At 60.9% G+C, this 23,407-nt stretch carries 24 protein-coding genes; 12 read left to right on the top strand and 12 right to left on the bottom strand.

Annotation, left to right across the window (positions count from 1 at the left end; translation table 11 throughout):
- Positions 1–78: 78 nt before the first annotated feature.
- Positions 79–1,515 (bottom strand): aldehyde dehydrogenase family protein, encoded by a 1,437-nt coding sequence (locus tag GTF44_RS01255; protein ID WP_171559411.1) that lies wholly within the window; start codon positions 1,513–1,515, stop codon positions 79–81.
- A gap of 229 nt (positions 1,516–1,744) precedes the next feature.
- Between GTF44_RS01255 and GTF44_RS01250 the strand changes: the two genes are divergently transcribed.
- Positions 1,745–2,398: a peroxiredoxin gene (locus GTF44_RS01250; RefSeq protein WP_171559409.1), complete on the top strand. Its 654-nt coding sequence runs from the start codon at positions 1,745–1,747 to the stop codon at positions 2,396–2,398.
- Positions 2,399–2,493: 95 nt separating this feature from the next.
- On the opposite strand, the gene GTF44_RS01245 is transcribed toward GTF44_RS01250, so the two are convergent.
- From GTF44_RS01245 to GTF44_RS01230, 4 genes are all read right to left on the bottom strand, one after another.
- On the bottom strand, positions 2,494–3,102 hold the full coding sequence (locus GTF44_RS01245) for a L,D-transpeptidase (protein ID WP_145213168.1): 609 nt from the start codon (positions 3,100–3,102) through the stop codon (positions 2,494–2,496).
- Between the two features lie 186 nt (positions 3,103–3,288).
- Positions 3,289–5,424: a polyribonucleotide nucleotidyltransferase gene (pnp, locus tag GTF44_RS01240; RefSeq protein WP_171559406.1), complete on the bottom strand. Its 2,136-nt coding sequence runs from the start codon at positions 5,422–5,424 to the stop codon at positions 3,289–3,291.
- Positions 5,425–5,622: 198 nt separating this feature from the next.
- Positions 5,623–7,182, bottom strand: coding sequence for a sodium:alanine symporter family protein (locus GTF44_RS01235; protein WP_171559403.1), 1,560 nt, complete (start codon positions 7,180–7,182; stop codon positions 5,623–5,625).
- Between the two features lie 11 nt (positions 7,183–7,193).
- Positions 7,194–7,631, bottom strand: coding sequence for a universal stress protein (locus GTF44_RS01230; RefSeq protein ID WP_145213176.1), 438 nt, complete (start codon positions 7,629–7,631; stop codon positions 7,194–7,196).
- 219 nt (positions 7,632–7,850) lie between these two features.
- On the opposite strand from GTF44_RS01230, the gene GTF44_RS01225 reads away from it, so the two are divergent.
- On the top strand, positions 7,851–8,330 hold the full coding sequence (locus GTF44_RS01225; RefSeq protein ID WP_145213179.1) for an Lrp/AsnC ligand binding domain-containing protein: 480 nt from the start codon (positions 7,851–7,853) through the stop codon (positions 8,328–8,330).
- A 75-nt stretch (positions 8,331–8,405) separates the two neighbouring features.
- On the opposite strand, the gene rpsO is transcribed toward GTF44_RS01225, so the two are convergent.
- The 6 genes from rpsO to rbfA form a co-directional block, all read right to left on the bottom strand.
- On the bottom strand, positions 8,406–8,675 hold the full coding sequence (gene rpsO / locus GTF44_RS01220; RefSeq protein ID WP_171559400.1) for a 30S ribosomal protein S15: 270 nt from the start codon (positions 8,673–8,675) through the stop codon (positions 8,406–8,408).
- Between the two features lie 235 nt (positions 8,676–8,910).
- Positions 8,911–9,804, bottom strand: a complete 894-nt coding sequence (locus GTF44_RS01215; RefSeq protein WP_171559397.1) for an alpha/beta fold hydrolase — start codon at positions 9,802–9,804, stop codon at positions 8,911–8,913.
- A 49-nt stretch (positions 9,805–9,853) separates the two neighbouring features.
- Complete coding sequence (locus GTF44_RS01210) at positions 9,854–10,366, bottom strand: DUF1643 domain-containing protein (protein ID WP_171559394.1); 513 nt, start codon at positions 10,364–10,366, stop codon at positions 9,854–9,856.
- Positions 10,363–11,265, bottom strand: a complete 903-nt coding sequence (gene truB, locus GTF44_RS01205) for a tRNA pseudouridine(55) synthase TruB (RefSeq protein ID WP_171559392.1) — start codon at positions 11,263–11,265, stop codon at positions 10,363–10,365. The genes GTF44_RS01210 and truB overlap by 4 nt, the downstream gene beginning before the upstream one ends.
- 33 nt (positions 11,266–11,298) lie before the next feature.
- A complete protein-coding gene (locus GTF44_RS01200; RefSeq protein WP_171559389.1) occupies positions 11,299–12,045 on the bottom strand; it encodes a phosphodiester glycosidase family protein in 747 nt (248 codons plus the stop codon).
- Positions 12,042–12,446 (bottom strand): 30S ribosome-binding factor RbfA, encoded by a 405-nt coding sequence (gene rbfA / locus GTF44_RS01195; protein ID WP_171559386.1) that lies wholly within the window; start codon positions 12,444–12,446, stop codon positions 12,042–12,044. Before rbfA ends, GTF44_RS01200 begins: the two co-directional genes overlap by 4 nt.
- Positions 12,447–12,559: 113 nt before the next feature.
- On the opposite strand from rbfA, the gene dapB reads away from it, so the two are divergent.
- From dapB to GTF44_RS01180, 3 genes are all read left to right on the top strand, one after another.
- Positions 12,560–13,372, top strand: coding sequence for a 4-hydroxy-tetrahydrodipicolinate reductase (dapB, locus tag GTF44_RS01190; RefSeq protein WP_171559384.1), 813 nt, complete (start codon positions 12,560–12,562; stop codon positions 13,370–13,372).
- A 60-nt stretch (positions 13,373–13,432) separates the two neighbouring features.
- Positions 13,433–13,786, top strand: a complete 354-nt coding sequence (locus tag GTF44_RS01185) for a dihydrodipicolinate reductase (protein WP_145213202.1) — start codon at positions 13,433–13,435, stop codon at positions 13,784–13,786.
- Positions 13,787–13,901: 115 nt separating this feature from the next.
- Positions 13,902–14,606, top strand: a complete 705-nt coding sequence (locus GTF44_RS01180; RefSeq protein WP_171559381.1) for a calcium-binding protein — start codon at positions 13,902–13,904, stop codon at positions 14,604–14,606.
- 18 nt (positions 14,607–14,624) lie between these two features.
- Here the strand turns inward: GTF44_RS01180 and GTF44_RS01175 are convergent, their stop codons facing one another.
- The gene (locus tag GTF44_RS01175) at positions 14,625–14,816 is read right to left on the bottom strand and encodes a DUF1674 domain-containing protein (RefSeq protein ID WP_171559378.1); all 192 of its coding nucleotides are present in this window, start codon (positions 14,814–14,816) and stop codon (positions 14,625–14,627) included.
- Positions 14,817–14,886: 70 nt separating this feature from the next.
- On the opposite strand from GTF44_RS01175, the gene GTF44_RS01170 reads away from it, so the two are divergent.
- The 7 genes from GTF44_RS01170 (at position 14,887) to GTF44_RS01140 (ending at position 23,371) form a co-directional block, all read left to right on the top strand.
- Positions 14,887–16,137 carry an RsmB/NOP family class I SAM-dependent RNA methyltransferase gene (locus GTF44_RS01170; RefSeq protein WP_171559375.1) on the top strand — a complete coding sequence of 417 codons (1,251 nt, stop codon included), beginning with the start codon at positions 14,887–14,889 and terminating at the stop codon, positions 16,135–16,137.
- Positions 16,138–16,207: 70 nt separating this feature from the next.
- Positions 16,208–17,962 (top strand): heparinase II/III family protein, encoded by a 1,755-nt coding sequence (locus GTF44_RS01165; protein ID WP_253261418.1) that lies wholly within the window; start codon positions 16,208–16,210, stop codon positions 17,960–17,962.
- Between the two features lie 16 nt (positions 17,963–17,978).
- Positions 17,979–19,568 (top strand): bifunctional phosphoribosylaminoimidazolecarboxamide formyltransferase/IMP cyclohydrolase, encoded by a 1,590-nt coding sequence (gene purH, locus GTF44_RS01160; protein WP_171559370.1) that lies wholly within the window; start codon positions 17,979–17,981, stop codon positions 19,566–19,568.
- 16 nt (positions 19,569–19,584) lie between these two features.
- Positions 19,585–20,058 (top strand): signal peptidase II, encoded by a 474-nt coding sequence (gene lspA, locus GTF44_RS01155; protein WP_171559367.1) that lies wholly within the window; start codon positions 19,585–19,587, stop codon positions 20,056–20,058.
- Positions 20,059–20,103: 45 nt separating this feature from the next.
- Entirely contained in the window at positions 20,104–20,616 is a 513-nt protein-coding gene (locus GTF44_RS01150; protein ID WP_171559363.1) for a DUF3035 domain-containing protein, read from the top strand.
- 89 nt (positions 20,617–20,705) lie between these two features.
- A complete protein-coding gene (locus GTF44_RS01145; protein ID WP_171559360.1) occupies positions 20,706–22,064 on the top strand; it encodes a pitrilysin family protein in 1,359 nt (452 codons plus the stop codon).
- A complete protein-coding gene (locus GTF44_RS01140) occupies positions 22,061–23,371 on the top strand; it encodes a pitrilysin family protein (RefSeq protein WP_171559358.1) in 1,311 nt (436 codons plus the stop codon). Before GTF44_RS01145 ends, GTF44_RS01140 begins: the two co-directional genes overlap by 4 nt.
- The last annotated feature ends 36 nt before the right edge of the window (positions 23,372–23,407 follow it).

Genomic DNA, 23,407 nt, shown 5'->3' with positions numbered 1-23,407 from the left:
CCGCATCAGCGACTTCAGACGATGGCGACACTTAAAGACCAGGCCCTGGCGCGGCATCACAGCACGCGCGCGTCTCGCCTATTCGCCCCAGCCACTCACGGCCTTGATCTCCAGGAACTCGTGGAGGCCAAAGCTTCCGCCCTCCCGACCGTTGCCGGATTGCTTGAACCCGCCGAAGGGTGACCCCTGACCAAAGCCCACGCCATTGCCTTCGACCATGCCTGAGCGGAGCTGCCGGGCAACGCGGCGGAGTTTCTCATTATCGCCGGTCTGGATGTAGTTGGTCAGGCCATAGGGCGTGTCATTGGCCATCTCGACCGCATGGGCCTCATCCTCGAACGGAATGACCGAAAGGACGGGGCCAAAGATTTCCTCGCGATAGATCGTCATATCCGGCGTCACATCGGCAAAAACGGTCGGGCGGATGTAATAGCCGCGGTTGAGGTTCTCGGGGCGTCCCGTGCCACCGGCGACCAAACGCGCGCCTTCGTCGATGCCTTTTTGGATCAGATCTTGGATCTTGTTGAACTGCATTTCCGACACGGCGGGGCCGATATGGCGGCCTTCTTCATTGGCGGGGCCCACGGTGGTGGCTTGCGCTGTCGCCGCAGCAATCTCCACCGCTTGATCATAGCGGGACCGCTCCACCATCATCCGCGTCGGCGCGTTACAGCTTTGACCGGTATTCCGGAAGCAGCGGATCACGCCGGATTTCACCGCTTTCTCGTCGGCATCGGCGAAGATGATATTGGCGCCCTTGCCGCCAAGCTCCAAGCTGACGCGTTTGATCGTATCAGCCGCCGCGATGGAGATCAGACGCCCGGCACGGGTCGAGCCGGTGAAGCTGACCATATCCACATCCGGGTGGGCAGAAAGCGTGCTGCCGACGCCGGGGCCATCGCCATTGACCATGTTGAAGACGCCGGGTGGCAGATCGGCCTCATCCATCATCTCGGCAAAGAGCAGGCCCGAAAGCGGGGCGATTTCCGAAGGTTTCAAGATCATCGTGCAGCCGGTGACCAGCGCCGGGGCGCATTTCAGCACGATCTGGTTCATTGGCCAGTTCCAGGGCGTGATCAGCGCGCAAACGCCAATCGGCTCATGGAGGATGCGCTCGGTCGGCGCTTGCGGCCCGAGCGGGTGATCCCATGCAAACTCTTTCGCCGCATTCAAGAACCCATCGAGATGCCAGATGCCTGCGCCAACCTGCTGCTGCTTGGCCAGATCAATCGGCGCGCCCATCTCTTGGCTGATCGCTTCGGCCATCTCGCCTGCGCGTTTCTTGTAGACATCGCGGAGGCGCTGCAGGGCCGCAATCCGATCCGCAATGGGTGTCGCGGCCCATCCGTTAAACGCCGCCTTCGCGGCGGCGACGGCTGCGTTCGTATCAGCCTCGGATCCAAGCGAGATGGTCGCGCAGACCTCCTCCGTCGACGGGTCGATGACCGGGAAATCATCGGGCTGATGCGGCGCCACCCATTGGCCGTTGATATAGAATTCTGTCGATGCGGGCATGGCGATATCTCCCTTCGCTTCGCGCGGAGCCTGTCACTGCGATTTGGCGCGCGCAAGAGGCGATGTTCGCCGCCATCGTGACGAAACGGAACGCGCGTTCGCGCAAGCGGAGGGTGCGCGACCTGTTGCTCTTATCTGCCCCTGCGACGCCACGCGCGGGTGCACAATCCGTGTTATATGCCTATCTGACACATGACGACGGCACTGACAGGAAAAGGAGGCACTGCCCATGTCCCTGCGCATCAATGATACGATCCCGAACCTCACCGTGGAAACCGATCAAGGCAGCTTTGCCCTGCATGATTGGATTGGGGATGACTGGGCAATTTTGTTCAGCCACCCGAAGGATTTCACTCCGGTTTGCACGACCGAATTTGGCGCGGTTGCCCAGCTGGCCGATGAATGGGCCGCGCGCGGCACTAAGGTCATCGGCGTCTCCGTCGATGGGGTCGAGGATCATAAGAAATGGAAAGGCGATATCGAAGCGGTTGGCGGCGCAAAAGCGGGCTTCCCAATCATCGCCGATGACGGTCTGGAGGTGTCCAAATCCTTCGACATGCTGCCTGCCGAGGCCTATTTGCCCGACGGACGCACGCCCGCCGATAGCGCCACGGTGCGCTCAGTCTTCATCATCGGGCCGGATAAGCAGCTGAAATTGTCCATGACCTATCCGATGAATGTGGGTCGGAACTTCGCCGAAGTTCTGCGTGCGCTCGATGGGTTGCAGACCGCCGCGCGCGAGAATGTGGCGACGCCGGCGAACTGGGTACCGGGCGAAGATGTGGTGGTACCGGTGGCAGTCTCCGATGCGGATGCGATTGCCAAATACGGGTCGATCGACACCAAGCTGCCCTATCTGCGGATGGCGAAACTGCCGGAGTAAGCGGCGGGCCTCGACGACCCAGGCAAAACAGACCTAGGACAAACCATAAAGGCCCGCAAAACTGCGGGCCTTTCCTATTCGGTCAACGGCAGGAACTAGGCGGAATGCAGCGTGATCCGCGCCCCAAGCGGGACGCGAGGATAAAGATCCATCACGTGATCATTGACCATCCGAACGCAGCCAGAGCTGGCCGAAGTGCCAATTGACCAAGGCTGCGGCGTACCATGCACCCGCAGATAGGTGTCCCGGTTACCATCATAGAGATAGAGCGCCCGGGCCCCGAGCGGGTTATCCGGCCCACCTTCGACACCATCGGCATATTGCGCATAAAGATGCGGCTCACGTTCGATCATCGCATCGGTCGGACGCCAGGAGGGCCATTCAACCTTGCGGCGGATCGTGTAGGTGCCAGGGCTTTGCAGGCCAATCCGGCCCACAGCCACGCCATAGCGCAGAGCGGTCAGTCCATCTTCCCGGATCAGGTAAAGATAACGCGCGACGGGATCCACATGCAGGTCGCCCGCGGCAAGCCCCGCGCGGGCTTCAACCACGGTGGGCATAAACCGGGGGTGCAAACCCCAAGGGTTCGGGCCCTCTGACTCCGGACGAACCACGGATTCGTCAAAGGAAACAGCGTCTTGCCCAAATACGGGCGTCGCGGCCAAAGCGGCCCCTGTGATGATGAAATGTCTGCGGGTCAGCATGTGAAATCCCCGAAATCGATCCAAGTTCAGTGCGGCGGTGAGTCTACGTGATTTCCCCTTTGCCACAAGGCAGAGGCAGTCACGTTTCAGTTAGTGTTGCAATATTCGAAGAGCAAACCAGCACCAAGAAGAAACGGGGTCAGTGTGACCTGACCCCGCATGGTGTTTTGTGATGGAAGACCGGCCTTAATCGGCGGCCTCTTCCTTGGCTTGCTCTTCGCCGGTCTCTTGGTTGACCATCTTCATCGCCAAGCGGACCTTGCCGCGATCATCGAAGCCCAAGAGCTTGACCCAAACTTCCTGGCCCTCTTTGAGGACGTCGGAGGGGTGGTTCAGGCGGCGGTTCTCGATCTGGCTGACATGGACCAGCCCGTCGCGCTTGCCGAAGAAGTTCACGAAGGCGCCGAAATCGACGATCTTCACGACCTTGCCTTTGTAGATCTTGCCTTCCTCGGGCTCGGCCACGATGGAATGGATCATATCATAGGCTTTTTGGATCGACTCGGCGTTGGCCGACGCGATCTTGATCACGCCATCATCGTTGATGTCGACCTTGGCGCCGGAGACTTCCACGATCTCGCGGATCACCTTGCCGCCCGAGCCGATCACTTCGCGGATCTTGTCGGTGGGCACGGTCATCGTTTCGATGCGTGGCGCATGGGCGGAGAACTCCTGACGGCCTTCGGTGAGCGCTTTGCCCATCTCGCCGAGGATGTGCATCCGACCGGCTTTCGCCTGATCAAGTGCTTTCTCCATGATCTCCGGCGTGATGCCGGCGACTTTGATGTCCATCTGCAGCGAGGTGATGCCGTTTTCGGTGCCCGCCACTTTGAAGTCCATATCGCCCAGGTGGTCTTCGTCGCCCAGGATGTCGGTCAGGACCGCATAGGAGCCGTCCTCTTCCAGGATCAGGCCCATGGCCACACCAGCAACCGGTGCTTTCAGAGGCACACCGGCATCCATCATCGACAGCGAGCCGCCGCAGACAGACGCCATCGAGGAGGAGCCGTTCGACTCGGTGATCTCGGAGACCACGCGGATCGTATAGGGGAAGTCGGTCGGAGCAGGCAAAACCGCCTGCAACGCCCGCCAAGCCAGTTTCCCGTGCCCGATTTCACGACGACCCGGAGGGCCCACACGACCGGCTTCACCGACCGAATAGGGCGGGAAGTTGTAATGCAGCAAGAAGTTCGAGCGGAACGTGCCATGCAGCGCGTCGATCATCTGCTCATCATCGCCGGTGCCGAGCGTGGTCACAACCAAGCCCTGCGTCTCCCCACGGGTGAAGAGCGATGAGCCATGGGTCCGGGGCAGAAGGCCCACTTCGGAGACAATCGGGCGCACGGTGTCGAGGGCCCGGCCATCGATCCGCTTGCCGGTTTTCACCACATCGCCCCGCAGCACGGACGCTTCGAGCTTTTTCAGGGCGGAGCCGAGATTGGCGTCTTCCTGTTGCTCTTCGCTGAGCGCATCGATGATCGCGGCTTTCGCGTCGGAGACGGCGGTGGTGCGCTCCTGCTTGTCGGTGATCGCATAGGCGGCGCGGATTATCTCCTCACCGGCGGCTTTCACGGCGGCATAGAGCTCACTGTAATCCGGCGGCTGGAAGTCGAAGGGCTCTTTCGCCGCCTCTTCGGCCAGCGAGATGATCAGGTCGATCACCGGCTGGATCTGCTCATGGGCGAAATTCACCGCACCCAGCATCTCCGCCTCGGTCAGCTCATAGGCTTCCGATTCCACCATCATCACCGCGTCTTTGGTCCCGGCAACCACGAGGTCCAACCGCTGATCGGGGTTCATGCGCAGCTGGTGCATGTCATCCACGGTTGGGTTCAGGACGTATTCGCCATCCTCAAAGCCCACGCGGCAAGCGGCGATCGGACCCATGAAGGGCGCGCCCGACAGGGTCAGCGCGGCGGAGGTCGCGATCATCGCGACCATGTCGGGGTCATTGACCAGATCATGGGAAAGCACTGTGCACATCACCAGCACTTCATGTTTGAAGCCAGGCACGAAGAGCGGGCGGATCGGACGGTCGATCAAGCGGGCGGTCAGCGTCTCTTTTTCAGTCGGACGCGCCTCGCGCTTGAAAAAGCCGCCAGGCACTTTACCGGCGGCATAGTATTTCTCTTGATAATGCACGGTGAGCGGGAAGAAATCCTGCCCCGGCTTGGGCGATTTGGCGAAGGTCACGTTGGCCATGACCGAGGTTTCACCCAAGGTGGCGATGACCGAGCCATCTGCCTGACGGGCAACCTTGCCCGTTTCGAGCGTGAGCGTTTCTTCGCCCCACTCCATCGATTTTTTTGTCACGTTAAACATCTACGGTTCCTGTGTTGGCCCAATTGGCCATTGCATAGGGGGCGCATTCCCCCTGACCCCGATATCTTCTTTGTCAGGCGCTGGGGTCCGGGCGCCGGATTTCAGATTCTGCGGCCATACATGAGAAAGCTCTGTTTGGGAAGGTGCCCTGAGGGCGGGGAGAGAGGAGGCGGCACGATGGCCGCCTCCCTCAATGTCTTAAGCCGCGTCCGCAGCGCCGAATTTCCGGATTTCACCGGATTTCAGTCGGGCGGTGTAAGACGCCAGCTCGGCGCGGACCACTTTCATCAAGAAGTAAAGCGCTGTGATGTTAACCACGGCCATGGCGAAGATCGCCGCGTCCGAGAAGTCGATCACCGGGCCAAGGCTGGCCGCCGCACCGATCACCACGAAGACGCAGAAGATCAGTTTGAAGATCAGTTCCGAGGTCTTGCCTTCGCCAAAGAGATAGGTCCACGCCTTCAATCCGTAATAGGACCACGAGATCATCGTGGAGAAGGCGAAGAGCACCACCGCAATCGCCAGGATATAGGGGAACCAACTGATCGACGCGCCGAAAGCGGCCGAGGTCAGGGCGACACCGGTATTGCCATCAACAGTGGCAATATGGTTGCCATCGAGCAGGTAGAGGCCGGTTTCGGGATCGTTGATCAACTGACCGGTGATGATGATCACCAGCGCCGTCATGGTGCAGATCACCACGGTGTCGATCAGCGGCTCCAGAAGCGACACGAAGCCTTCGGTGATCGGCTCTTTGGTGCGCACCGCCGAGTGAGCGATCGCCGCCGAGCCAACGCCCGCCTCGTTCGAGAAGGCCGCTCGCTTGAAGCCTTGGATCAGCGCGCCGACCATGCCGCCCGCAACCCCGAGCCCGGTGAAGGCGCCCGCGAAGATCTGACCGAAGGCCCAGCCGATCATGTCGTAATTCACGGCAAGGATGATCAAAGCTGCGCCGACATAGAGGATGCCCATGAACGGTACGACCTTTTCGGTCACCCGTGCGATGGACTTCACCCCGCCGATAATCACCGCATAGACCACCGCCGCGAAGACAAGGCCGGTGATCCAGCCTGGATAGTCTCCGACGATCCCGGAGATCTGCGCATGTGCCTGATTGGCCTGGAACATATTGCCCCCGCCCAACGCGCCCAAGATACAGAAGATCGAAAACAGCACGGCTAGGAGCTTACCGCCGGGCAGGCCCAACTCCTTGAACCCTTTCGAAATATAATACATCGGGCCGCCAGAGACGGTGCCATCGGGGTACTCGTTGCGGTATTTCACGCCCAAGGTGCATTCGGTGAATTTCGACGCCATGCCTAAAAGACCCGCCAGGATCATCCAGAAGGTCGCGCCCGGTCCACCAATGCCGACGGCCACCGCGACGCCGGCGATGTTGCCGAGACCAACCGTGCCGGAGAGCGCCGTTGCCAGCGCCTGGAAATGGCTGACCTCACCCGCATCATCGGGGTCAGCATAGTCGCCTTTGACCAGCGAGATCGAATGCATGAAGTATTTGATCTGCACAAAGCCGAAATAGAGCGTGAAGACGGAGGCCGCGATCACCAGCCACATGACGATCCAGGGGAATTCTGTTCCCGGAAACGGGGCGAAGATCAGGCTCACAAATGGCCCGGTGAACGACGCGAAGGCCGCATTGACGCGCTCATCAAGGCTCATCGCCTCTTGCGCCATCGCAGGGGTCACCATCGCGGCCAATGTCCCGAGGGACAGGCCCATTTTCTGATATGTTTTCATGACTTAGTCCCTTATCCCACGACCGTGACGGGCACGTTGGCTTCCATCACCAGATTGGCGGTCGAGCTGCCGAAAATCCGCTTGGACAACCCACTTTCAGTGGAGCGAGCTACGACGATCTGCGTCGCGCCTTCCTTGACGGCGACCGCGTTCAGCGTGTCGGCGACATTGCCATGGCGGACCAATCCCGTTGCGGTCAGACCGGCGTCGTTCAGGCGGGCAAGCGCCGGGGTGACAACCCGTTCCATCGCTGTTGAGATTTCCTCCTCACGGCGTTTATGCCGCTCGGCGTTTTCTTCCGGTGTTTGGAAGGAATATGGCGACCATTCGATGACATAGACGACCAAGAGCTCACACGCTCCGATCAGCTTTGCCATTTCTTCACCATATGCCAGCGCCCGTTCACCGGAACTATGGCCGTCAAGGCCAACTAGCAGTTTTGTAGACATCCTAGGGTGGCTCCCATCGTTCCGCCCGGGGTCCATTCATATCGGGAAAGACATGGCGGTCTGCGCTGTGCAGCCGGCGATACCGACCCTGGGATTGATTTTTATTGTTCGCGTCTTTCCTATTGCCATGATAGTCTTTTTGGCTAGTTTTTGGGCCTCTTATTGCGGAAATCTTGGGTTTTTTCCCTTTTTGCAGGCAAAAAACAGGAAAAAAGACCAATGCGAAGACCATTAGACGTTATCGATCGCAAGATTCTCGACGAGTTGCAGCAAAACGGACGGCTCTCGATTGTTGATCTCGCCAAGCGGGTGAACCTGTCAAAAACACCCTGTTCCGAGCGGGTGCGGCGGTTGGAAAAAACGGGAGTGATCAGCCAATATCGCGCGATCCTCGACCCAGCCTTGGTCGACATGAAACATGTCACGATCGTGCATATCAGCCTGACCCAGACGAGCGACAACTCACTCGATGAGTTCAACGCGGCGGTTCAGGCCATTCCCGAAGTTCAAAGCTGCCTGATGATCGCCGGGCAATTCGACTACATGCTGAAAGTGCGCACCCATGACATCGCGCATTTCCGAGAGGTTCTGGGCGAAAAGATCGGCAAACTGCCAGGCGTGATGCAGACCCATTCCTTCGCTGTCATGGAAACCGTCAAGGAAAACGACCTGATCCGGATGGCGGATGTCGGGGCCTAGACGCATCGCCCCGCAAAGAAAAACCCCGCGACCGGATCGGCAGCGGGGCATCTCTATCACATCTGTGACGCTGGGTTAGCGGCGCAGACCCAGGCGTTCGATCAGCGACTGATAGCGCGCTTCATCTTTGCCTTTGAGATAGTCCAGCAATTTGCGGCGCTGGGCGACCATCATCAACAGACCACGGCGGGAATGGTTATCCTTCTTGTGGCTTTTGAAATGTTCGGTCAGCGTGGCAATCCGCGAGCTGAGGATCGCAACCTGCACTTCGGGCGAACCCGTGTCGCCTTCTTTGGTCGCGAATTCGGTCATCACGCGGGCTTTTTCTTCGACCGTAATCGACATCGGGGTCTCCTTGGTTTGAGAAAAAGGAATGGCACAAGCCGGGATGTCGTCCAGCAGGGCCCGTGGAGATTTGCCCGCCTCTTGCGAAGCGGATGCGCGCGTATAGGGGGTTTTAGACGGAAAGAAAAGTGCGAATGACGTCTCGCTGGTTTCGAGTTCTCATCTGCGGCTTAGGGTGGTGCATCCGGCTTACTAGAGGGTGCTTGATGACATCATTGAAACCACTTGAGGCACTTTAGTCGATAAAATGCGACCCGATGGCGGCAAGTACGGCATCGGGCACCTCCTCCATTGCGAAATGACCACAGCCGGAAACCTCCGTGCCGGTGACATCCTCAGCCCAATTCTGCCAGATCCCAAGGGGGTCGCCGGTACGCGCCGGAAAGCCGCCCTTGGCCCAAACGAAATGCAATGGCGCGGCGATTTTACGGCCAGCGGCGCGGTCCGCCTCGTCTAGTGCACGGTCAAACGTGGCCCCCGCGCGGTAATCGTCGCACATGGCGGCAATCCGCGCCGGGTCGGCGGCTTGGCGGCGATAACTGGCCAGCGCTTCGGCGGTGAAGGGTGAGAGGTCTCCGGCGAATGTCCAACTGGCCAGGGTCCAGTCCATATAGCCAGGCCCATCGGTTGAAATCATCCGCTCGGGCAAAGGTGCGGGCTGTGCCAGGAAGGTCCAATGATAGCCCTTCATCGCCAAATCCGCGTCCCAAGAGGCCCAGAAATCGCCGGTGGGCACAATCTCGATGATGCCCAATCGGTCGACCCGCTCTGGATGATCCAGCGCCAGCCGATAGGTGACCCGCGCGCCCCGGTCATGGCCAAGGATATGGGCGCGAGGCAAATCAAGCGCATCCATCAGGCCGATGATGTCCAGGGCCATCTCTCGTTTCGAATAGGCCCGGTTGTCGGGGTCGCTTTTGGGGATATCGCTCTCGCCATAGCCCCGAAGATCGGGGATGATCACGTGGAAATCTTCGGCCAGTTTCGGCGCGATTTTCACCCAGGTCATGTGATTCTGCGGATAGCCGTGCAACAGGATGAGCGGCGCGCCCTGCCCGGCCTGATGCACCGAGAGGCGGGTGCCATTTGTGGCAATCATACTCTGTGTGAACCCTGGAATATCCGACATTTGACACCTCCCTTTTGAGAGCGGACCCTGCCGCGCCCGCCGGGCCGCGTCAATCAGATGGCCAGAGCACCGGCTGGACCGCATACCCGATATAGAGTGGATGTTTCGGGTGGCCCTGTTTCGAGAGGCCCAGGTGGTAAAGGGGCGTCCCCGTCTGGCGCAGCAAGGCCTCTACCTCTGGCCCGCGATTGAGATGTGCGCCATGTGTGCCCCAAGCGGCGATCGTCTGATCCGCCCATGGCAGGCTGTCGATAATCGTTGCGTCGTTGTCTGGGCCCACCGGATCCGCAGCGGCGCGCATGGCCTTTGGGTCGGTATCGCGCCACGCAAAGATGTTAAGCACGCGGAAGGCGCCAAACCCAAGCGTGCGTGCCCGGCGCTCACAACGTTCCACTGTCGGGTCATTCTGAACTTCGGTGGCGGTCGAGGGGTTGAGCATGATGAACAGCGCCTTGGTCCCGTGCGGATCCCAAACCCGGGTCAGGCTATAGCGGTATCGCTCGCAATCGGAATAGACGGCGACACTATCCGCATCGCCCTTTTTGAAGCTCCGCTCGATCATAGGTTGAACACACGATGCGGATGCAGCGTGCCGCCCCGATAGATGCCGACCGCCACGGGCGTGCCGTCATGCGCCGCCCAACACTCTTCGCCATACTCGGCCGACGTGATCACCTCCCCCGGATTGCCGTTTTTGAGCCGCGCCGCCCCAAGATCGGTACAGTACAGCTGCGGCAAGTCAGATAGGCCGGTTTCCAACGGCAAAAGCAGCGCGTCGATTTCCTCGGACCGGGCGAGTGCTTCGATCTGCTCCAAAGTCACGCCCTCCTCCACATCGAAGGGCCCCGACCAAATGCGCCGCAGATGCCGCACATGGGCGTAGCAACCCAGCTTCTCACCAAGATCGCGGGCAATCGCGCGGACATACCCGCCTTTGCCACAGATCAGTTCCAATTCGGCATGATCAGCGTCAGGTCGGCTGAGCAGTTTCAGGCTCTCCACATAAAGCGGGCGCGCGGCAAGCTCGAGATCCTCGCCATCGCGCGCCAGCTTATAGGCGCGCTGACCATCGATTTTGACAGCGGAGTATTGTGGCGGGACTTGCGTGATATCCCCTTCGAAAGACGGCAACGCTGCTGCGATCTCGGCGTCACTTGGGCGCAGGTCACTCTCGGCAATCCCTTCGCCCTCGGCGTCGTCGGTATTGGTGGCCTGGCCCAGACGGATGGTGAAGGTGTAAGCTTTCATCGCATCGGTCACATAAGGCACGGTCTTCGTCGCTTCACCCAGTGCCACGGCCAGCACACCGGTCGCCTCGGGGTCGAGCGTGCCGGCGTGGCCCGCCTTCTTCGCGTCGAACGCCCATTTCACCTTGTTCACAATCGCGGTCGAGGTCAGCCCGGCGGGTTTGTCCACCACCAGCCACCCTGAGATATCCCGCCCTTTGCGTTTGCGCGCCATTGCCTTGCCTATCTTTCAATGAAGGCCGGTCTGCTATCCGCCTGCGACGGTCTCGTCAACAACCGTGCCGAGGATTGGGCCAATGGGAAAGCCCAGATCACTTCGGCCCAAGTCTGGGGCATAGAGCCGTGAGACACTCCCATCGAGGAACAGAGCATTGGGCAGATCCAGCCCATCGCGGAACAACCGCGCGAAATGATGGAAGTTCACCTGCTGATCCGAGATCGCCATAACAACCCGCGTGCCGGTTTCGTCAACCCCAACCCCATTTCGGATGTTGAGACTATCGCTGTGCTCGAGAAAGCGGGGATGCAACTCCCCATCGATCACCAGCATCGGGCCGGATTGCGTTGCATATTTGCAGGCGGGTGGGTCGGCGGCATAGGCACGGCTTTCGATCACCTGCGCCCGATCCCCGTTCAGGCAAAACACGCCATTGGGCAAGAGGCCGAAATTCCCTGGACCGTCCGAGGTGATGACGCGCATCTCCTCAACACCATCTTCGATATAAAGCCCGACCGGCGCGCGATTGTCATGGAACATACCGGCATTCATCGCCATGCCGAGGCGTTGCCCCTCGGGCAGGCTTTGGTTGAGCCGGGTGAAGGAGCCGAAGACCTGGCCGGCCTCGTCGCGTAGAAAGAGGCGGATATCGTCATCCACCGTCGACATCTCGCAAATCGTGAACCGCGCGCCGTCGAACGTGACCGCGTTGCAAGCCGCCTGGGCAGCTTGGGGCGCAAGCGTCGCAAGAACGCCAAGAGCGGCCAGCCGGATCATTCGGGATCGCGGTCCAAGTCTTGGCGGACCTTATCTTGCGCGAAAAGGCGGCGGCTTTCATCCATCCGGTCAAACGTGTCGTCGATCACAAAGCGCAGATCCGGCGCGTATTTCAACGTCATCTCGCGGCTGATCGCGCGGCGTAACTCGGATTTGTTGCGTTTGAGCGCTTGGATCGCTTCCTCGCGCTTGTCGCCGCCCAGCGGCATGACGTAAACGGTCGCGATTTTCAGATCGGGAGAGGCGCGCACTTCGCCCACGGTAATCGACATCGCGTTCAACTCGGGGTCATGTACGTCGCCCTGATTCAACACATCAGAGAGCGTCCGACGGATCAGCTCCCCCACGCGCAATTGGCGCTGCGACGGGCCGGGACCATCATGAAACTTGTTTTTTGCCATTGGCTCTATCCTCTGATCCCAGCATCTATGGGATCAGATGGCCGCTCGCAAGCAAGCGCTTTGCGAAACGGGCGGGCATCGGCTAGATCGGGCCAAACCCCGGAGGGATCGATATGAGCGACAGTGTTGGCATTGCGGTGATGGGCGGCTCTGGCCGGATGGGCCAGATGTTGATCGAAACGATCAATGCCAGCGACAAGGCGCATTTGATCGGCGTGACAGAGCGCGCGGGCCATGACTGGGTCGGGCAGGATTTGGGCGAAGCGATGGGCGGCGCACGGTCGGGCGTGCCGGTGTTTGATGACCCGCTTGAGGTGATCGTCAAAGCGCAGGCCGTGATCGATTTCACCTCACCACACGCGACGGTGGATCACGCGCTTCTGACGGCGCAGGCGCGATGCGTCCATGTGATCGGCACTACCGGGTTCGAACCGGCGCATTTGGAGAAAATCGCCGCCGCCGCGCGTCATGCGACGATCATCCGAGCGGGTAATATGAGCCTGGGGGTAAACCTTCTGGTGCAACTGACCCGACAAGTCGCCGCCGCGTTGGATGAAGAATTCGATATCGAAGTGATCGAGGCGCATCATGGCAAGAAGGTCGATGCACCCTCCGGCACCGCTTTGATGTTGGGCGAGGCCGCCGCCGAGGGGCGCTGCATGTCCCTGGAAGAGGTTGCGGACCGAGGTCGCGACGGCATCACCGGCGCGCGGACGACCGGACAGATCGGGTTTTCCGCCATTCGCGGTGGCGACATCGTGGGCGAACACGATGTGCTTTTTGCCGGGCCGGGTGAGCGGATCGTGCTCCGCCATATGGCGACAGATCGCGGGATCTTTGCGCGCGGTGCCTTGAAAGCTGCGCTTTGGGGGCAAGGCAAAGGGCCTGGCGAGTTCTCGATGCTTAGTGTTTTGGGCCTCGGGTGATCCAGAGGCGCCGTTGATCCGTATCTGACGCGTAGCGGTTTTTTTTGGGAGAGACCAGTTATGCTGCGCAGCATCATGATCACGGCCGCCTTTGTGGTCGCAACACCGGCAGTTGCAGATAGTTTCAGCATCGTGGAGTCCAGAGAGCGGTTCGTATCCCTTGTCGACGGCCGGGACCTCACCCGATTTGGCATCCGTCTGAACGTCGGCCCGGGCGGCGAGATTACCGGACGCGCTTTTGGCACGCGGGTAACCGGCCAATGGGATTGGGAGAGTGGTTATTTCTGCCGCGATCTCTTCTTTGGTGACGAAGATTTGGGCCCAAATTGCCAGTTGGTGCAAGTTGATGGCGATACTTTGCGCTTCACCTCAGACCGGGGCGCGGGGATTTACGCCGATCTGCGCCTACGCTGATCGGCGCGACCTTACGCCTATGACATCCGAAAGAAGAGCTTTTTCGACCTCATATTGAACCGGCCCCCGATGATCCGCGACCGATAGGTATAGCTGATCAATGGAGGGCCAACCAATGCCAAGCACCACGTCAAAAGACCTCATACTTCTGGATGTGGCACCCGCAAAAGGCGCCTTCATCGCTGGCCCCACGGTTTTCGGCCATAATGGCCCATCATCGCGGTCTGATAAATTGGCCATTCCAGATGGGAGCCATGATGGGTATCCCGGCGGGAAACCGTCCTCAACAGAGGTGCATGGCACCGGAGGCGACGACGCGATCGACCATTTTCACGTCGGCATCGGCCAGAGCCTTTATGGCTTCGCGGGCGACGACACGATCATTGCCGGATACGCAGATGACAAAGTCTTCGGCGGGCTCGGCAATGACGAGATTTACGCAAATGCGGGCGATGATGTGGCAGTTGGCGGCGATGGAGATGACTTCATCGCTGGCGAAGATGGCAATGACTCGCTTCACGCGGGCGACGGCATCGATATGCTCTATGGCGGGCAGGATGACGACTTCATCTTCCTCACCGATGATGGCGATGTGGACACGGTCTTGTTCCAACAAGGCGACGGCAACGATGTGATCGACAATTTCGAACTTGGCGTAGATCAGGTCAGCCTCGGCAATTTCGGCTTTGCCTCTTTCGCCGAGATTGAGGGGCTGATCACCTATTCGGGCGATCAGGCGCTGCTTGATCTTGGCAATGGCGATACGATCATCTTCACCAATTTGGATGGGCCACTGGGCGCCGCTGACTTCATCTTCTGATGGCCGAGGCGGTGCGCGCTAGAAATCGATCGCCAAGCCCTTCTTTTCCCAATCGCCATAACGCACCGGCTCGGGCCCGTCGCGACCACCCAACTCGGTCGGCAGTTTATCATCCGCTTTGGCTTTGCGGCGCGCCTCGGCTTCGGCCAGCGCGCGTTTCGCGGCGGGCGGCAGGTCAGGTTGGTCGTCGTTTGTCGTTACGTCAGACATTATGGGCACTCCTTGCCTGGGCGTTGCTTGTGATATACCCCGCCGCGGCGGCTGAGCAAGAGGAGCGTCGATGTCAACCGAAGGGCTAGAGGCGCGCCGAGCGGCGCTTGATGCGCTTTATGCGGTCTTGTGGGAAAAGCGGCTCCTGTCTCACCTGGGGTTCGGCGATCTGCCGCCATCCGAGGCCGCGCGCGCCGGGCGTTTGACCACCGAAGTGCTGCGGCACTTGGGCCGTCTCGACGCCGTGCTCCGCCCCTATCTGACGCGGCGACCCAATATGGCGGTGCAAAACATCCTGCGCCTCGGGGCCTACGAATTGTTGGTGGATGGCAGTGGTGCTCATGGCATTGTGAACAGTGCTGTGGCGCTGGCCAAACGCCATCCGCGCACCGCGCGCGCCTCGGGTATGGTCAACGCCGTGCTTCGGCGGGTGGCGGAGGAAGGGGCCGAGGCCTGGGCGAAAACACCGCCGCATCCCCTGCCGGTTTGGCTGCGCAAGCCGATCGGCAAGGCGTTCGGTCATGATGTCCTTCTGGCGATCGAGGCGGCGCATGAGAAGGGTGCACCGACCGATCTGACTCCAAAACATACTGGCGTGACAGTGCCGGGCACCGATTTGCTGCCGACGGGCAGTTTGCGATTGCACCAGGGGCAGGTCAGCGCGCTGGAGGGCTATAGCGAGGGGCGTTGGTGGGTGCAGGATGCCGCCGCGGCGCTGCCCGCCAGTCTCTTGGGCGATATCGCGGGGAAAACCGTGTTGGACCTCTGCGCGGCACCGGGCGGCAAGACGCTGCAACTGGCGGCCGCCGGAGCGCATGTTACCGCGCTTGATATCTCCGAAGATCGGATGCGGCGGGTGGAAGAAAACCTGAACCGGACCGGATTGCAGGCCGATCTGGTCGTGGCCGATGCCTTGGCCTGGAACGGTGGCCCGTTCGACGCGATCTTGCTGGACGCGCCCTGTTCGGCCACCGGTACGATCCGCCGACATCCTGATTTGCCCTTTGTGAAGTCTGCGGACGAAGTCGAAGCGCTAACGAAACTGCAAATGCAGATGATCGACCGGGCGCTGACATTTCTGAAACCCGGTGGGCGCATGGTCTATTGCACCTGCTCGCTCTTGCTGAACGAGGGCGAAAACCAGGTCAAAGCCGCACTGAAGCGCCACGAGGATTTGGAGATCGTGCCGATTGATCCCGTCCCGCTTGGTGGCGCGGCCGATTGGGCCAGCCCCGAGGGTGGCCTGCGTCTGCGTCCCGACTTTTGGGCCGACCGTGGCGGGATGGACGGGTTTTATATGGCGCTGCTGCAAAGGCGGTGACACTGCCGCCCGGCGCAGGTATCTTAACCGCGAGACAGGCAGAGCAGTAAACGCCAGAATGACAGAGCCCTTGTCCCCTGCCCCCGTCGCCTTGCGGGAACGCCCCGGACGCAGATCGCGCATCCTTAACCGGCTGGCCGCCTGGCAAGCGGGTCTCGGCCATGTCGCGCGCGGCTTTGTCTCGCAACCCGAACCCAAAACAATCGGCAGCGATGCGCGGGGGCGGCAGTTGATGGCCGGCAATCTGATCTTCGCGGGGGTTTTGATTGAGGCAGCAGACACCAGCCCTTGGGCGCTTGATGCCCCCACCGACGCTTTTGAAGATGAGTTGCACGGGTTTGAGTGGATGGATCATCTGGCCGCCGTGGCCGATGGCAGTGGGCGCATCCTGGCGCAGGACTGGCTAGCGGATTGGCTGGCCCGATATGGGCGCGGGTCCGGTCCGGGCTGGACCCCGGATCTAACCGGGCGGCGACAGATCCGCTGGATCAATCACGCGCTTTTTCTGATGAACGGTCAGGACCAAAGCGTTGGGCAACAGTTTTATGCCGCTCTTGGACGGCAAACGGTGTTTCTCGCGCGGCGGTGGAAGGCCAGCTCGCACGGGCTGCCGCGGTTTGAGGCACTGACCGGGCTGATCTATTCGGCCTGTTCGTTGACCGGGATGGAGACCCATTTGGCCCCCGCCCTTCGCGCCCTGGCCCAAGAATGCGCCCGTGAGGTCGACGCCAGCGGCGGGATCATCACCCGAAACCCCGAAGAACTGCTGGAAGTTTTCACGCTGCTCACATGGGTGTCCGCGATACTGCATGAGACAGGCAAACGCCCGGACCCGGCGGTCGATACGGCCATCATGCGGATCGCGCCGACCTTGCGCAGCTTGCGCCATTCAAACGGGGCATTGGCCCGGTTTCATGGCGGCGGGCGCGGCGCAGCGGGGCGGTTAGATCAGGCGTTGGCGCAATCCGGCGTCCGGCCCGGCACCACAACCGGGCTGGCAATGGGCTATGCCCGGCTTCAGGCGGGACGAGTCTCGATGGTGATCGACGCAGCCCCGCCGATGATGGGCAACCGCGCGTTCAACGCCCATGCGGGTACGCTCGCTTTCGAGCTGACCTCCGGGCGGCGCCCGGTGATCGTGAACTGCGGCTCTGGCGCGAGCTTTGGTGCCGAGTGGCGGCGGGCTGGGCGCGCGACGCCGTCGCACTCGACCCTATCGATTGAAGGGTACTCCTCCTCCCGGCTTGGTGCGCGGGCGGCCGATCATGGCGTGGTGCGGCAAAGCCTGATCGACGGACCCGTCAAGGTCGAGGTGCAGCACTCTCAAAGCGGCGGCGCAAAGGCCGTCGCGCTCAGTCATGATGGCTATCGCAAGACCCATGGACTTCTGCACCTGCGCAGCTTGTCTTTGGAGGAAGACGGGCGGCTCCTGAGGGGCGAAGACGGGTTGGCCGCCATGAATGAGGCCGACCGCGACGTGCTCGACCGGGTAATGTCGCGGCTGAGCCCTGAAGGCTTGGGTTATGCGGTCCGGTTCCATTTGCACCCCGAGGTGGAAGCGAAACTCGACATGGGCGGCCATGCGATCTCGCTCGGGCTTAAAGGTGGCGAGACCTGGGTCTTTCGTCATAGCGGCGTTGGCGAGATGCGCCTGGAGCAGTCGGTTTACCTGGAAACCGGGCGGCTGAAACCACGCGCGACAAAACAGATCGTTCTCTCCGCCCGCCTAACCGATTATGGCAGCGCGGTAAGCTGGAGCCTGGCCAAGCCGACCGACGCCCCGCGCGGGCATCGGGATTATGAGGCCGATACGCTCTGGCAATGAGACAATTGGAGACCACATGACCGACCTCGTCCCGCTGCGCCGCGCGCTTCTTTCTGTGTCTGACAAAACCGGATTGGTGGAATTTGCCCAGGCGCTTGCCGCACGTGGCGTGGAACTGCTCTCCACCGGCGGCACCGCCGCCGCGCTGCGCGATGCGGGGCTGGCAGTCGTGGATGTGGCCGAGGTCACCGGATTTCCTGAGATGATGGACGGCCGGGTCAAGACGCTGCACCCGATGGTGCATGGCGGCCTCTTGGCATTGCGCGACAATGCCGAGCACCAATCCGCGATGGAAACCCATGGGATCGGCGCAATCGACCTTTTGGTGGTCAATCTCTACCCGTTCGAAGAGACCGTTGCCAAAGGCGCGGACTATGCGACCTGCATCGAGAATATCGACATTGGCGGCCCGGCGATGATCCGCGCGGCGGCCAAGAACCATGCCTTTGTGACGGTGGTGGTCGATACCAAGGATTATGCGCCGCTTTTGGACGAGCTACAGGAGAATGACGGCGCGACGCCTCTGGCGTTCCGGCAAGGGATGGCGCGCACGGCCTATGCCCGGACGGCGGCCTATGACGCGGCGGTCGCGACCTGGATGGCCGGCGCGCATGAGGACAAGACACCGTATCGTCGAGCCGTCGCGGGGACGCTGGCGCAACCGCTCCGCTATGGTGAAAACCCGCACCAAGGGGCGGCGTTTTACACCGATGGGTCGAACCGGCCCGGCGTGGCGACCGCGGAGCAGCATCAGGGCAAAGAGCTGAGCTATAACAACATCAACGACACCGATGCGGCGTTTGAGTTGGTGGCCGAATTCGATCCCACCGATGGCCCGGCCTGCGCGATTATCAAACATGCCAATCCGTGCGGCGTGGCGCGTGGGTCCAGCTTGATCGAAGCCTATAGCCGGGCGTTTGACTGCGACCGGACCAGCGCCTTTGGCGGGATCATCGCGATGAACCAGCCGCTGGATGCCGCGACCGCCGAAGCGATCACCGGTATTTTCACCGAAGTGGTGATTGCCCCCGGCGCCGATGCCGGTGCACGCGAAGTCTTTGCCGCAAAGAAGAACCTACGCCTGCTAACAACAGAGGGGTTGCCTGATCCGCGTGCGGCGGCGCTGACCTATCGCCAAGTCTCGGGCGGGTTTCTTGTGCAGGATAAGGACAATGGCCATATCGGGCTGGACGATCTGAAGGTTGTCACCAAACGCGCACCGGATGCCGATGAAATGACCGATCTGCTCTTTGCTTGGAAAGTGGCGAAACACGTGAAATCGAACGCGATTGTTTATGTGAAAGATCAGGCCACCGTCGGCGTCGGCGCGGGGCAGATGAGCCGGGTGGATTCCAGCCGGATCGCCGCGCGGAAGGCCGCAGATATGGCCGAGGTTCTGAGTCTGTCCGAGAGCCCGGCCAAAGGATCGGTTTTGGCCTCGGATGCATTTTTCCCCTTTGCCGATGGTCTCTTGGCCGCTGCCGAGGCCGGCGCGCGCGCCGTGATCCAGCCGGGTGGCTCGATGCGCGATGATGAAGTAATTGCCGCTGCCGATGAGGCCGGGCTGGCGATGGTTTTCACCGGCATGCGCCATTTCCGGCACTAGTTTAGGACCCTCCCCTATGCGCCTTGTCTTTCTCGCCGCCGTGTTCTGGTTCGCCGCCGATCAGCTCAGCAAATGGGCCGTGGTGCATTGGATGCGGCTTGACGAGATCGGCCATATCGCTGTCTGGCCGCCCTTTCTGAATTTCCACATGGGCTGGAACACAGGGATTAATTTCGGCCTCTTCGCTGGATATGAAGACACGACCCGGTGGATTTTGATCGCGGTCGCGATTGCAATCTCGGCCTGGGTGCTTTGGTGGGCGAAAACCGGGCTGACCCGACCCATCGCGTTGATCGCGGCGGGCTCCATCGTTGGCGGGGCGCTTGGCAATGCGCTCGACCGGGTGATTTACGGCGCAGTTGCGGATTTTCTGAATATGTCCTGCTGTGGGATTGTGAACCCATTTGCCTTCAATGTGGCCGATATCGGCATCTTCGCGGGCGCCTTTGGCTTGCTCTTCTTTGCGGACAATAAGAAGATCACCCCGTGACGGCAGCGGTGTCTTGAGCTACACCCAGGGCCGAAGGAGACGGTGATGAGACATTGGTGCGGTCTGATAGCGACGGGATTGCTGCTGCTGAGCGTGGCGGCATGTGGCCGTGGTGAGCCGCGCCTGATGAATGTCACCGCCGATGGCCCCGGCCCGGATGAGTTTTCGATCCTTCCGACGCGGCCACTGGAGATGCCGCCCAGTTTCGCCGAGTTGCCGCAACCGACACCCGGCGGCGTAAACCGCACCGACCCAGATCCAGAGGCAGATGCGATCGCGGCCTTGGGTGGCAATATCGACCGCGCCAGCACCAACAATGGCAGCCTGGTTGGGTATACGAGCCGGTTTGGCATCGGCGCAGGCATTCGTGAAACATTGGCGGCCGAGGATTTGGACTATCGGCGGCAGAATGATGGGCGGCTTCTGGAACGGCTCTTCGATGTGAACATCTATCATCGCGCCTATGAGCCGCTCTCGCTTGATCAATACCGCGAGTTGGAGCGTATGCGCCGCGCCGGTATTCGCACGCCAGCCGCGCCCCCCGAACCCCAAGAGTGACGCGTTATCACAGGCCTGTCAGGTCAGTTGAGGATTTGCGCCGCGCGCTTATGTTGCACTGAACGCAGATGCCCGAGCCGGAGGCCTTGATGATCCTACGCCGTCTTTTGACGATTGCCGTCGCCGCGACCCTTCCAGGCGCCCTTTGGGCCGCGGGCGAGGTCACAGAATTCACCTTGGAGAACGGCATGGAAGCCGTGGTGATCGAAGACCACCGGAGCCCCGCCGTCGTCCATATGGTGTGGTACCGCACGGGTGCCGCCGATGAGCCGCCCGGCGTCTCCGGCATTGCGCATTTCCTCGAACATCTGATGTTCAAATCGACCGATGACCTGGAAAACGGCGAGTTCAGCCGGATTGTTGAGGCCAATGGCGGATCAGACAACGCCTTCACCTCATGGGACTACACCGCCTACTTCCAACGGGTGGCCGCAGACCGTTTGGGTCTGATGATGCAGATGGAAGCCGACCGGATGCGCGATTTGGTGATCACCGAGGCCGATGTTGTTACGGAGCGCAGCGTGGTTCTCGAAGAGCGGGCGCAGCGCACCGACAGTAGCCCTGGCGCGCTCTTCAACGAACAAATGCGGGCGGCGCTCTATCTCAACCATCCATATCGCATTCCGATCATCGGCTGGCGACACGAAATGTTAGAGCTCGATCTTGATGATGCGCTGGCCTTCTATGAACGGTTCTACGCGCCCAACAACGCAATCCTGATTGTGGCCGGGGATGTGGAGCCGGAAGAGGTTCAACGGCTCGCCGAAGAGCATTACGGCCCGCTGCAACCGACGCCCGACCTGCCCGAACGCGTTCGGCCTTCGGAGCCAGATCACATTGCCGACCGGACTGTACGCTTTGAAGATGGCCGCGTCGCCAACCCGTATGTCAGCCGCACATATTTGGCGCCCGAACGGGACAGTGGCGCACAAGAAGAGGCCGCCGCGCTGACCCTTTTGGCGGAAATCCTTGGCGGCAACGGCACAACTGCCGTTTTAGGCCGAACCCTCCAAAACGAGGAAGGCCGGGCGCTCTTTGCCGGGGCCTATTATCAAGCGACGAGCCTTGACGATACCAGCTTCACTGTTCTGAACGTCCCGGTGCCGGGCATCAGCCTGGAAGAGGCGGAGGCCGATCTCGACCGGGTGATCGCCGATTTCCTGGAAACCGGCATCGACCCGGCGCAGTTTGAGCGGATCCAGTTTCGCTACGCCGCCTCAGAAATCTACAATCAGGACAATGTGCAAGGCTTGGCGCGGATGTATGGTGTCGCGCTCACCACCGGTTTGACCGTTGAAGATGTTCAAGCTTGGCCCGATGTGATCGCCGCCACCACGGCGGAAGATGTGATGCAGGCCGCCCGCGCGCTGTTCGGTGGCGATACGCGGTCGGTCACCGGATATCTTGACCGCCCCGCGACCGTTGAAACCGAGGAGGCGACCCAATGATCCGCGCCACGCTCACCGCACTTATCGCAATGGTCTGCTCCTTGCCTGCTTGGGCAGTGGAGATCCAAGAAGTCACGTCGCCGGGCGGCATCACCGCATGGCTGGTAGAAGACTCGTCGATCCCGTTCGTGGCGCTGGACATTCGGTTTCAGGGCGGCACCTCAATGGACGCGCCGGAAGATCGCGGCGCGGTCTATCTTATGACCGGGCTGCTAGAGGAAGGGGCCGGCGAGCTGGACGCACAAGGCTTTGCACAAGCAACCGAAGCCTTGGCCGCAGGCTTTTCTTTCAATGCCTATCGCGACAGCGTCTCGGTCAGCGTGGAAATGCTGACGCAGAACCGTGACCAGGCCGCTGATTTGCTGCGCCAAGCGCTGATCACCCCCCGGTTTGATCAAGACGCATTTGATCGCGTGCGCGGTCAGGTCATGGCCTTGATCGAGTCGAACTTGCAGGACCCGGATTCCATTGCGCAAGAACGGTTCAACGCGCTGGCGTTCGGTGCGCATCCCTATGGCAGTTCTCAGCTTGGCACGGTCGAAACGGTCTCTGCTCTGACGCGCGAGGATATGGTTGCCACCCATACCGCTGTCTTCGCCCGTGATCGGGTTTATGTCGGGGCTGCGGGCGACATTAGCGCCGAAGAATTGGGGCTGCTTCTGGACACACTCCTGGGCGACTTGCCCGCCGAGGGCGCACCACTGCCTGGCCCGGCGGAGTATCTGTTGGAGGGCGGCACGACGGTTGTGGACTTCCCGACCCCGCAATCGGTGGCGGTATTCGGCCATCGCGGGATCGAGCGGACCGATCCGGATTTCTTCCCGGCCTTCGTTCTGAACCAGATCATGGGTGGCGGCAATTTCCGCTCGCGCCTTATGCGGGAAGTTCGGATCGCACGCGGACTCACCTACGGTATTTACTCCTACCTCGCGCTTTCAGACCACCAGCCGATGATCGCAGGTCAGTTTTCCTCCTCCAATGATCTGGTGGCCGAAGCCGTCGCCGTGACCCGAGATCAATGGGCCGATATCGCGGCCAATGGCGTGACAGACGAAGAGCTGCGCGATGCGATCACCTTCATGACCGGGGCCTACCCCCTGCGTTTCGACGGCAATGACACCATCGCCGGGATCATGGCTGGCATGCAGCAAGACGGCATGCCCGTCGACTATATCGCGACCCGAAACGCGCAGGTCGAAGCGGTCACAATGGACGATATTCGCCGGGTTGCCGGAGAGTTCTTGCAGCCCGACGGTTTGCATTTTGTCGTCGTTGGGCAGCCCGAGGGGTTGGGCCCGTCCAACTGAGACACCCGTTTCCGAATCGGCATTGGCCATGCTACC

It is taken from the genome of Roseobacter sp. HKCCD6576-2 (assembly GCF_013179285.1).
Classification (GTDB): domain Bacteria; phylum Pseudomonadota; class Alphaproteobacteria; order Rhodobacterales; family Rhodobacteraceae; genus Rhodophyticola; species Rhodophyticola oceani.
The sequence above is the reverse complement of the archived record's forward strand: the minus strand, read 5'-3'. Positions and strand labels throughout refer to the sequence as shown.

Coding starts and splice junctions, on each gene's coding strand:
- GTF44_RS01230 (WP_145213176.1), bottom strand. CDS start 7,631: ATGTCTACAAAACTGCTAGTTGGCCTTGACGGCCATAGTTCCGGTGAA.
- purH (WP_171559370.1), top strand. CDS start 17,979: ATGACCGACCTCGTCCCGCTGCGCCGCGCGCTTCTTTCTGTGTCTGAC.
- GTF44_RS01170 (WP_171559375.1), top strand. CDS start 14,887: ATGTCAACCGAAGGGCTAGAGGCGCGCCGAGCGGCGCTTGATGCGCTT.
- GTF44_RS01185 (WP_145213202.1), top strand. CDS start 13,433: ATGCTGCGCAGCATCATGATCACGGCCGCCTTTGTGGTCGCAACACCG.
- GTF44_RS01235 (WP_171559403.1), bottom strand. CDS start 7,182: ATGAAAACATATCAGAAAATGGGCCTGTCCCTCGGGACATTGGCCGCG.
- GTF44_RS01140 (WP_171559358.1), top strand. CDS start 22,061: ATGATCCGCGCCACGCTCACCGCACTTATCGCAATGGTCTGCTCCTTG.
- GTF44_RS01175 (WP_171559378.1), bottom strand. CDS start 14,816: ATGTCTGACGTAACGACAAACGACGACCAACCTGACCTGCCGCCCGCC.
- pnp (WP_171559406.1), bottom strand. CDS start 5,424: ATGTTTAACGTGACAAAAAAATCGATGGAGTGGGGCGAAGAAACGCTC.
- GTF44_RS01250 (WP_171559409.1), top strand. CDS start 1,745: ATGTCCCTGCGCATCAATGATACGATCCCGAACCTCACCGTGGAAACC.
- GTF44_RS01255 (WP_171559411.1), bottom strand. CDS start 1,515: ATGCCCGCATCGACAGAATTCTATATCAACGGCCAATGGGTGGCGCCG.
- GTF44_RS01180 (WP_171559381.1), top strand. CDS start 13,902: ATGCCAAGCACCACGTCAAAAGACCTCATACTTCTGGATGTGGCACCC.
- dapB (WP_171559384.1), top strand. CDS start 12,560: ATGAGCGACAGTGTTGGCATTGCGGTGATGGGCGGCTCTGGCCGGATG.
- lspA (WP_171559367.1), top strand. CDS start 19,585: ATGCGCCTTGTCTTTCTCGCCGCCGTGTTCTGGTTCGCCGCCGATCAG.
- GTF44_RS01225 (WP_145213179.1), top strand. CDS start 7,851: ATGCGAAGACCATTAGACGTTATCGATCGCAAGATTCTCGACGAGTTG.
- GTF44_RS01150 (WP_171559363.1), top strand. CDS start 20,104: ATGAGACATTGGTGCGGTCTGATAGCGACGGGATTGCTGCTGCTGAGC.
- GTF44_RS01200 (WP_171559389.1), bottom strand. CDS start 12,045: ATGATCCGGCTGGCCGCTCTTGGCGTTCTTGCGACGCTTGCGCCCCAA.
- GTF44_RS01210 (WP_171559394.1), bottom strand. CDS start 10,366: ATGATCGAGCGGAGCTTCAAAAAGGGCGATGCGGATAGTGTCGCCGTC.
- GTF44_RS01215 (WP_171559397.1), bottom strand. CDS start 9,804: ATGTCGGATATTCCAGGGTTCACACAGAGTATGATTGCCACAAATGGC.
- GTF44_RS01245 (WP_145213168.1), bottom strand. CDS start 3,102: ATGCTGACCCGCAGACATTTCATCATCACAGGGGCCGCTTTGGCCGCG.
- GTF44_RS01145 (WP_171559360.1), top strand. CDS start 20,706: ATGATCCTACGCCGTCTTTTGACGATTGCCGTCGCCGCGACCCTTCCA.
- rbfA (WP_171559386.1), bottom strand. CDS start 12,446: ATGGCAAAAAACAAGTTTCATGATGGTCCCGGCCCGTCGCAGCGCCAA.
- truB (WP_171559392.1), bottom strand. CDS start 11,265: ATGGCGCGCAAACGCAAAGGGCGGGATATCTCAGGGTGGCTGGTGGTG.
- rpsO (WP_171559400.1), bottom strand. CDS start 8,675: ATGTCGATTACGGTCGAAGAAAAAGCCCGCGTGATGACCGAATTCGCG.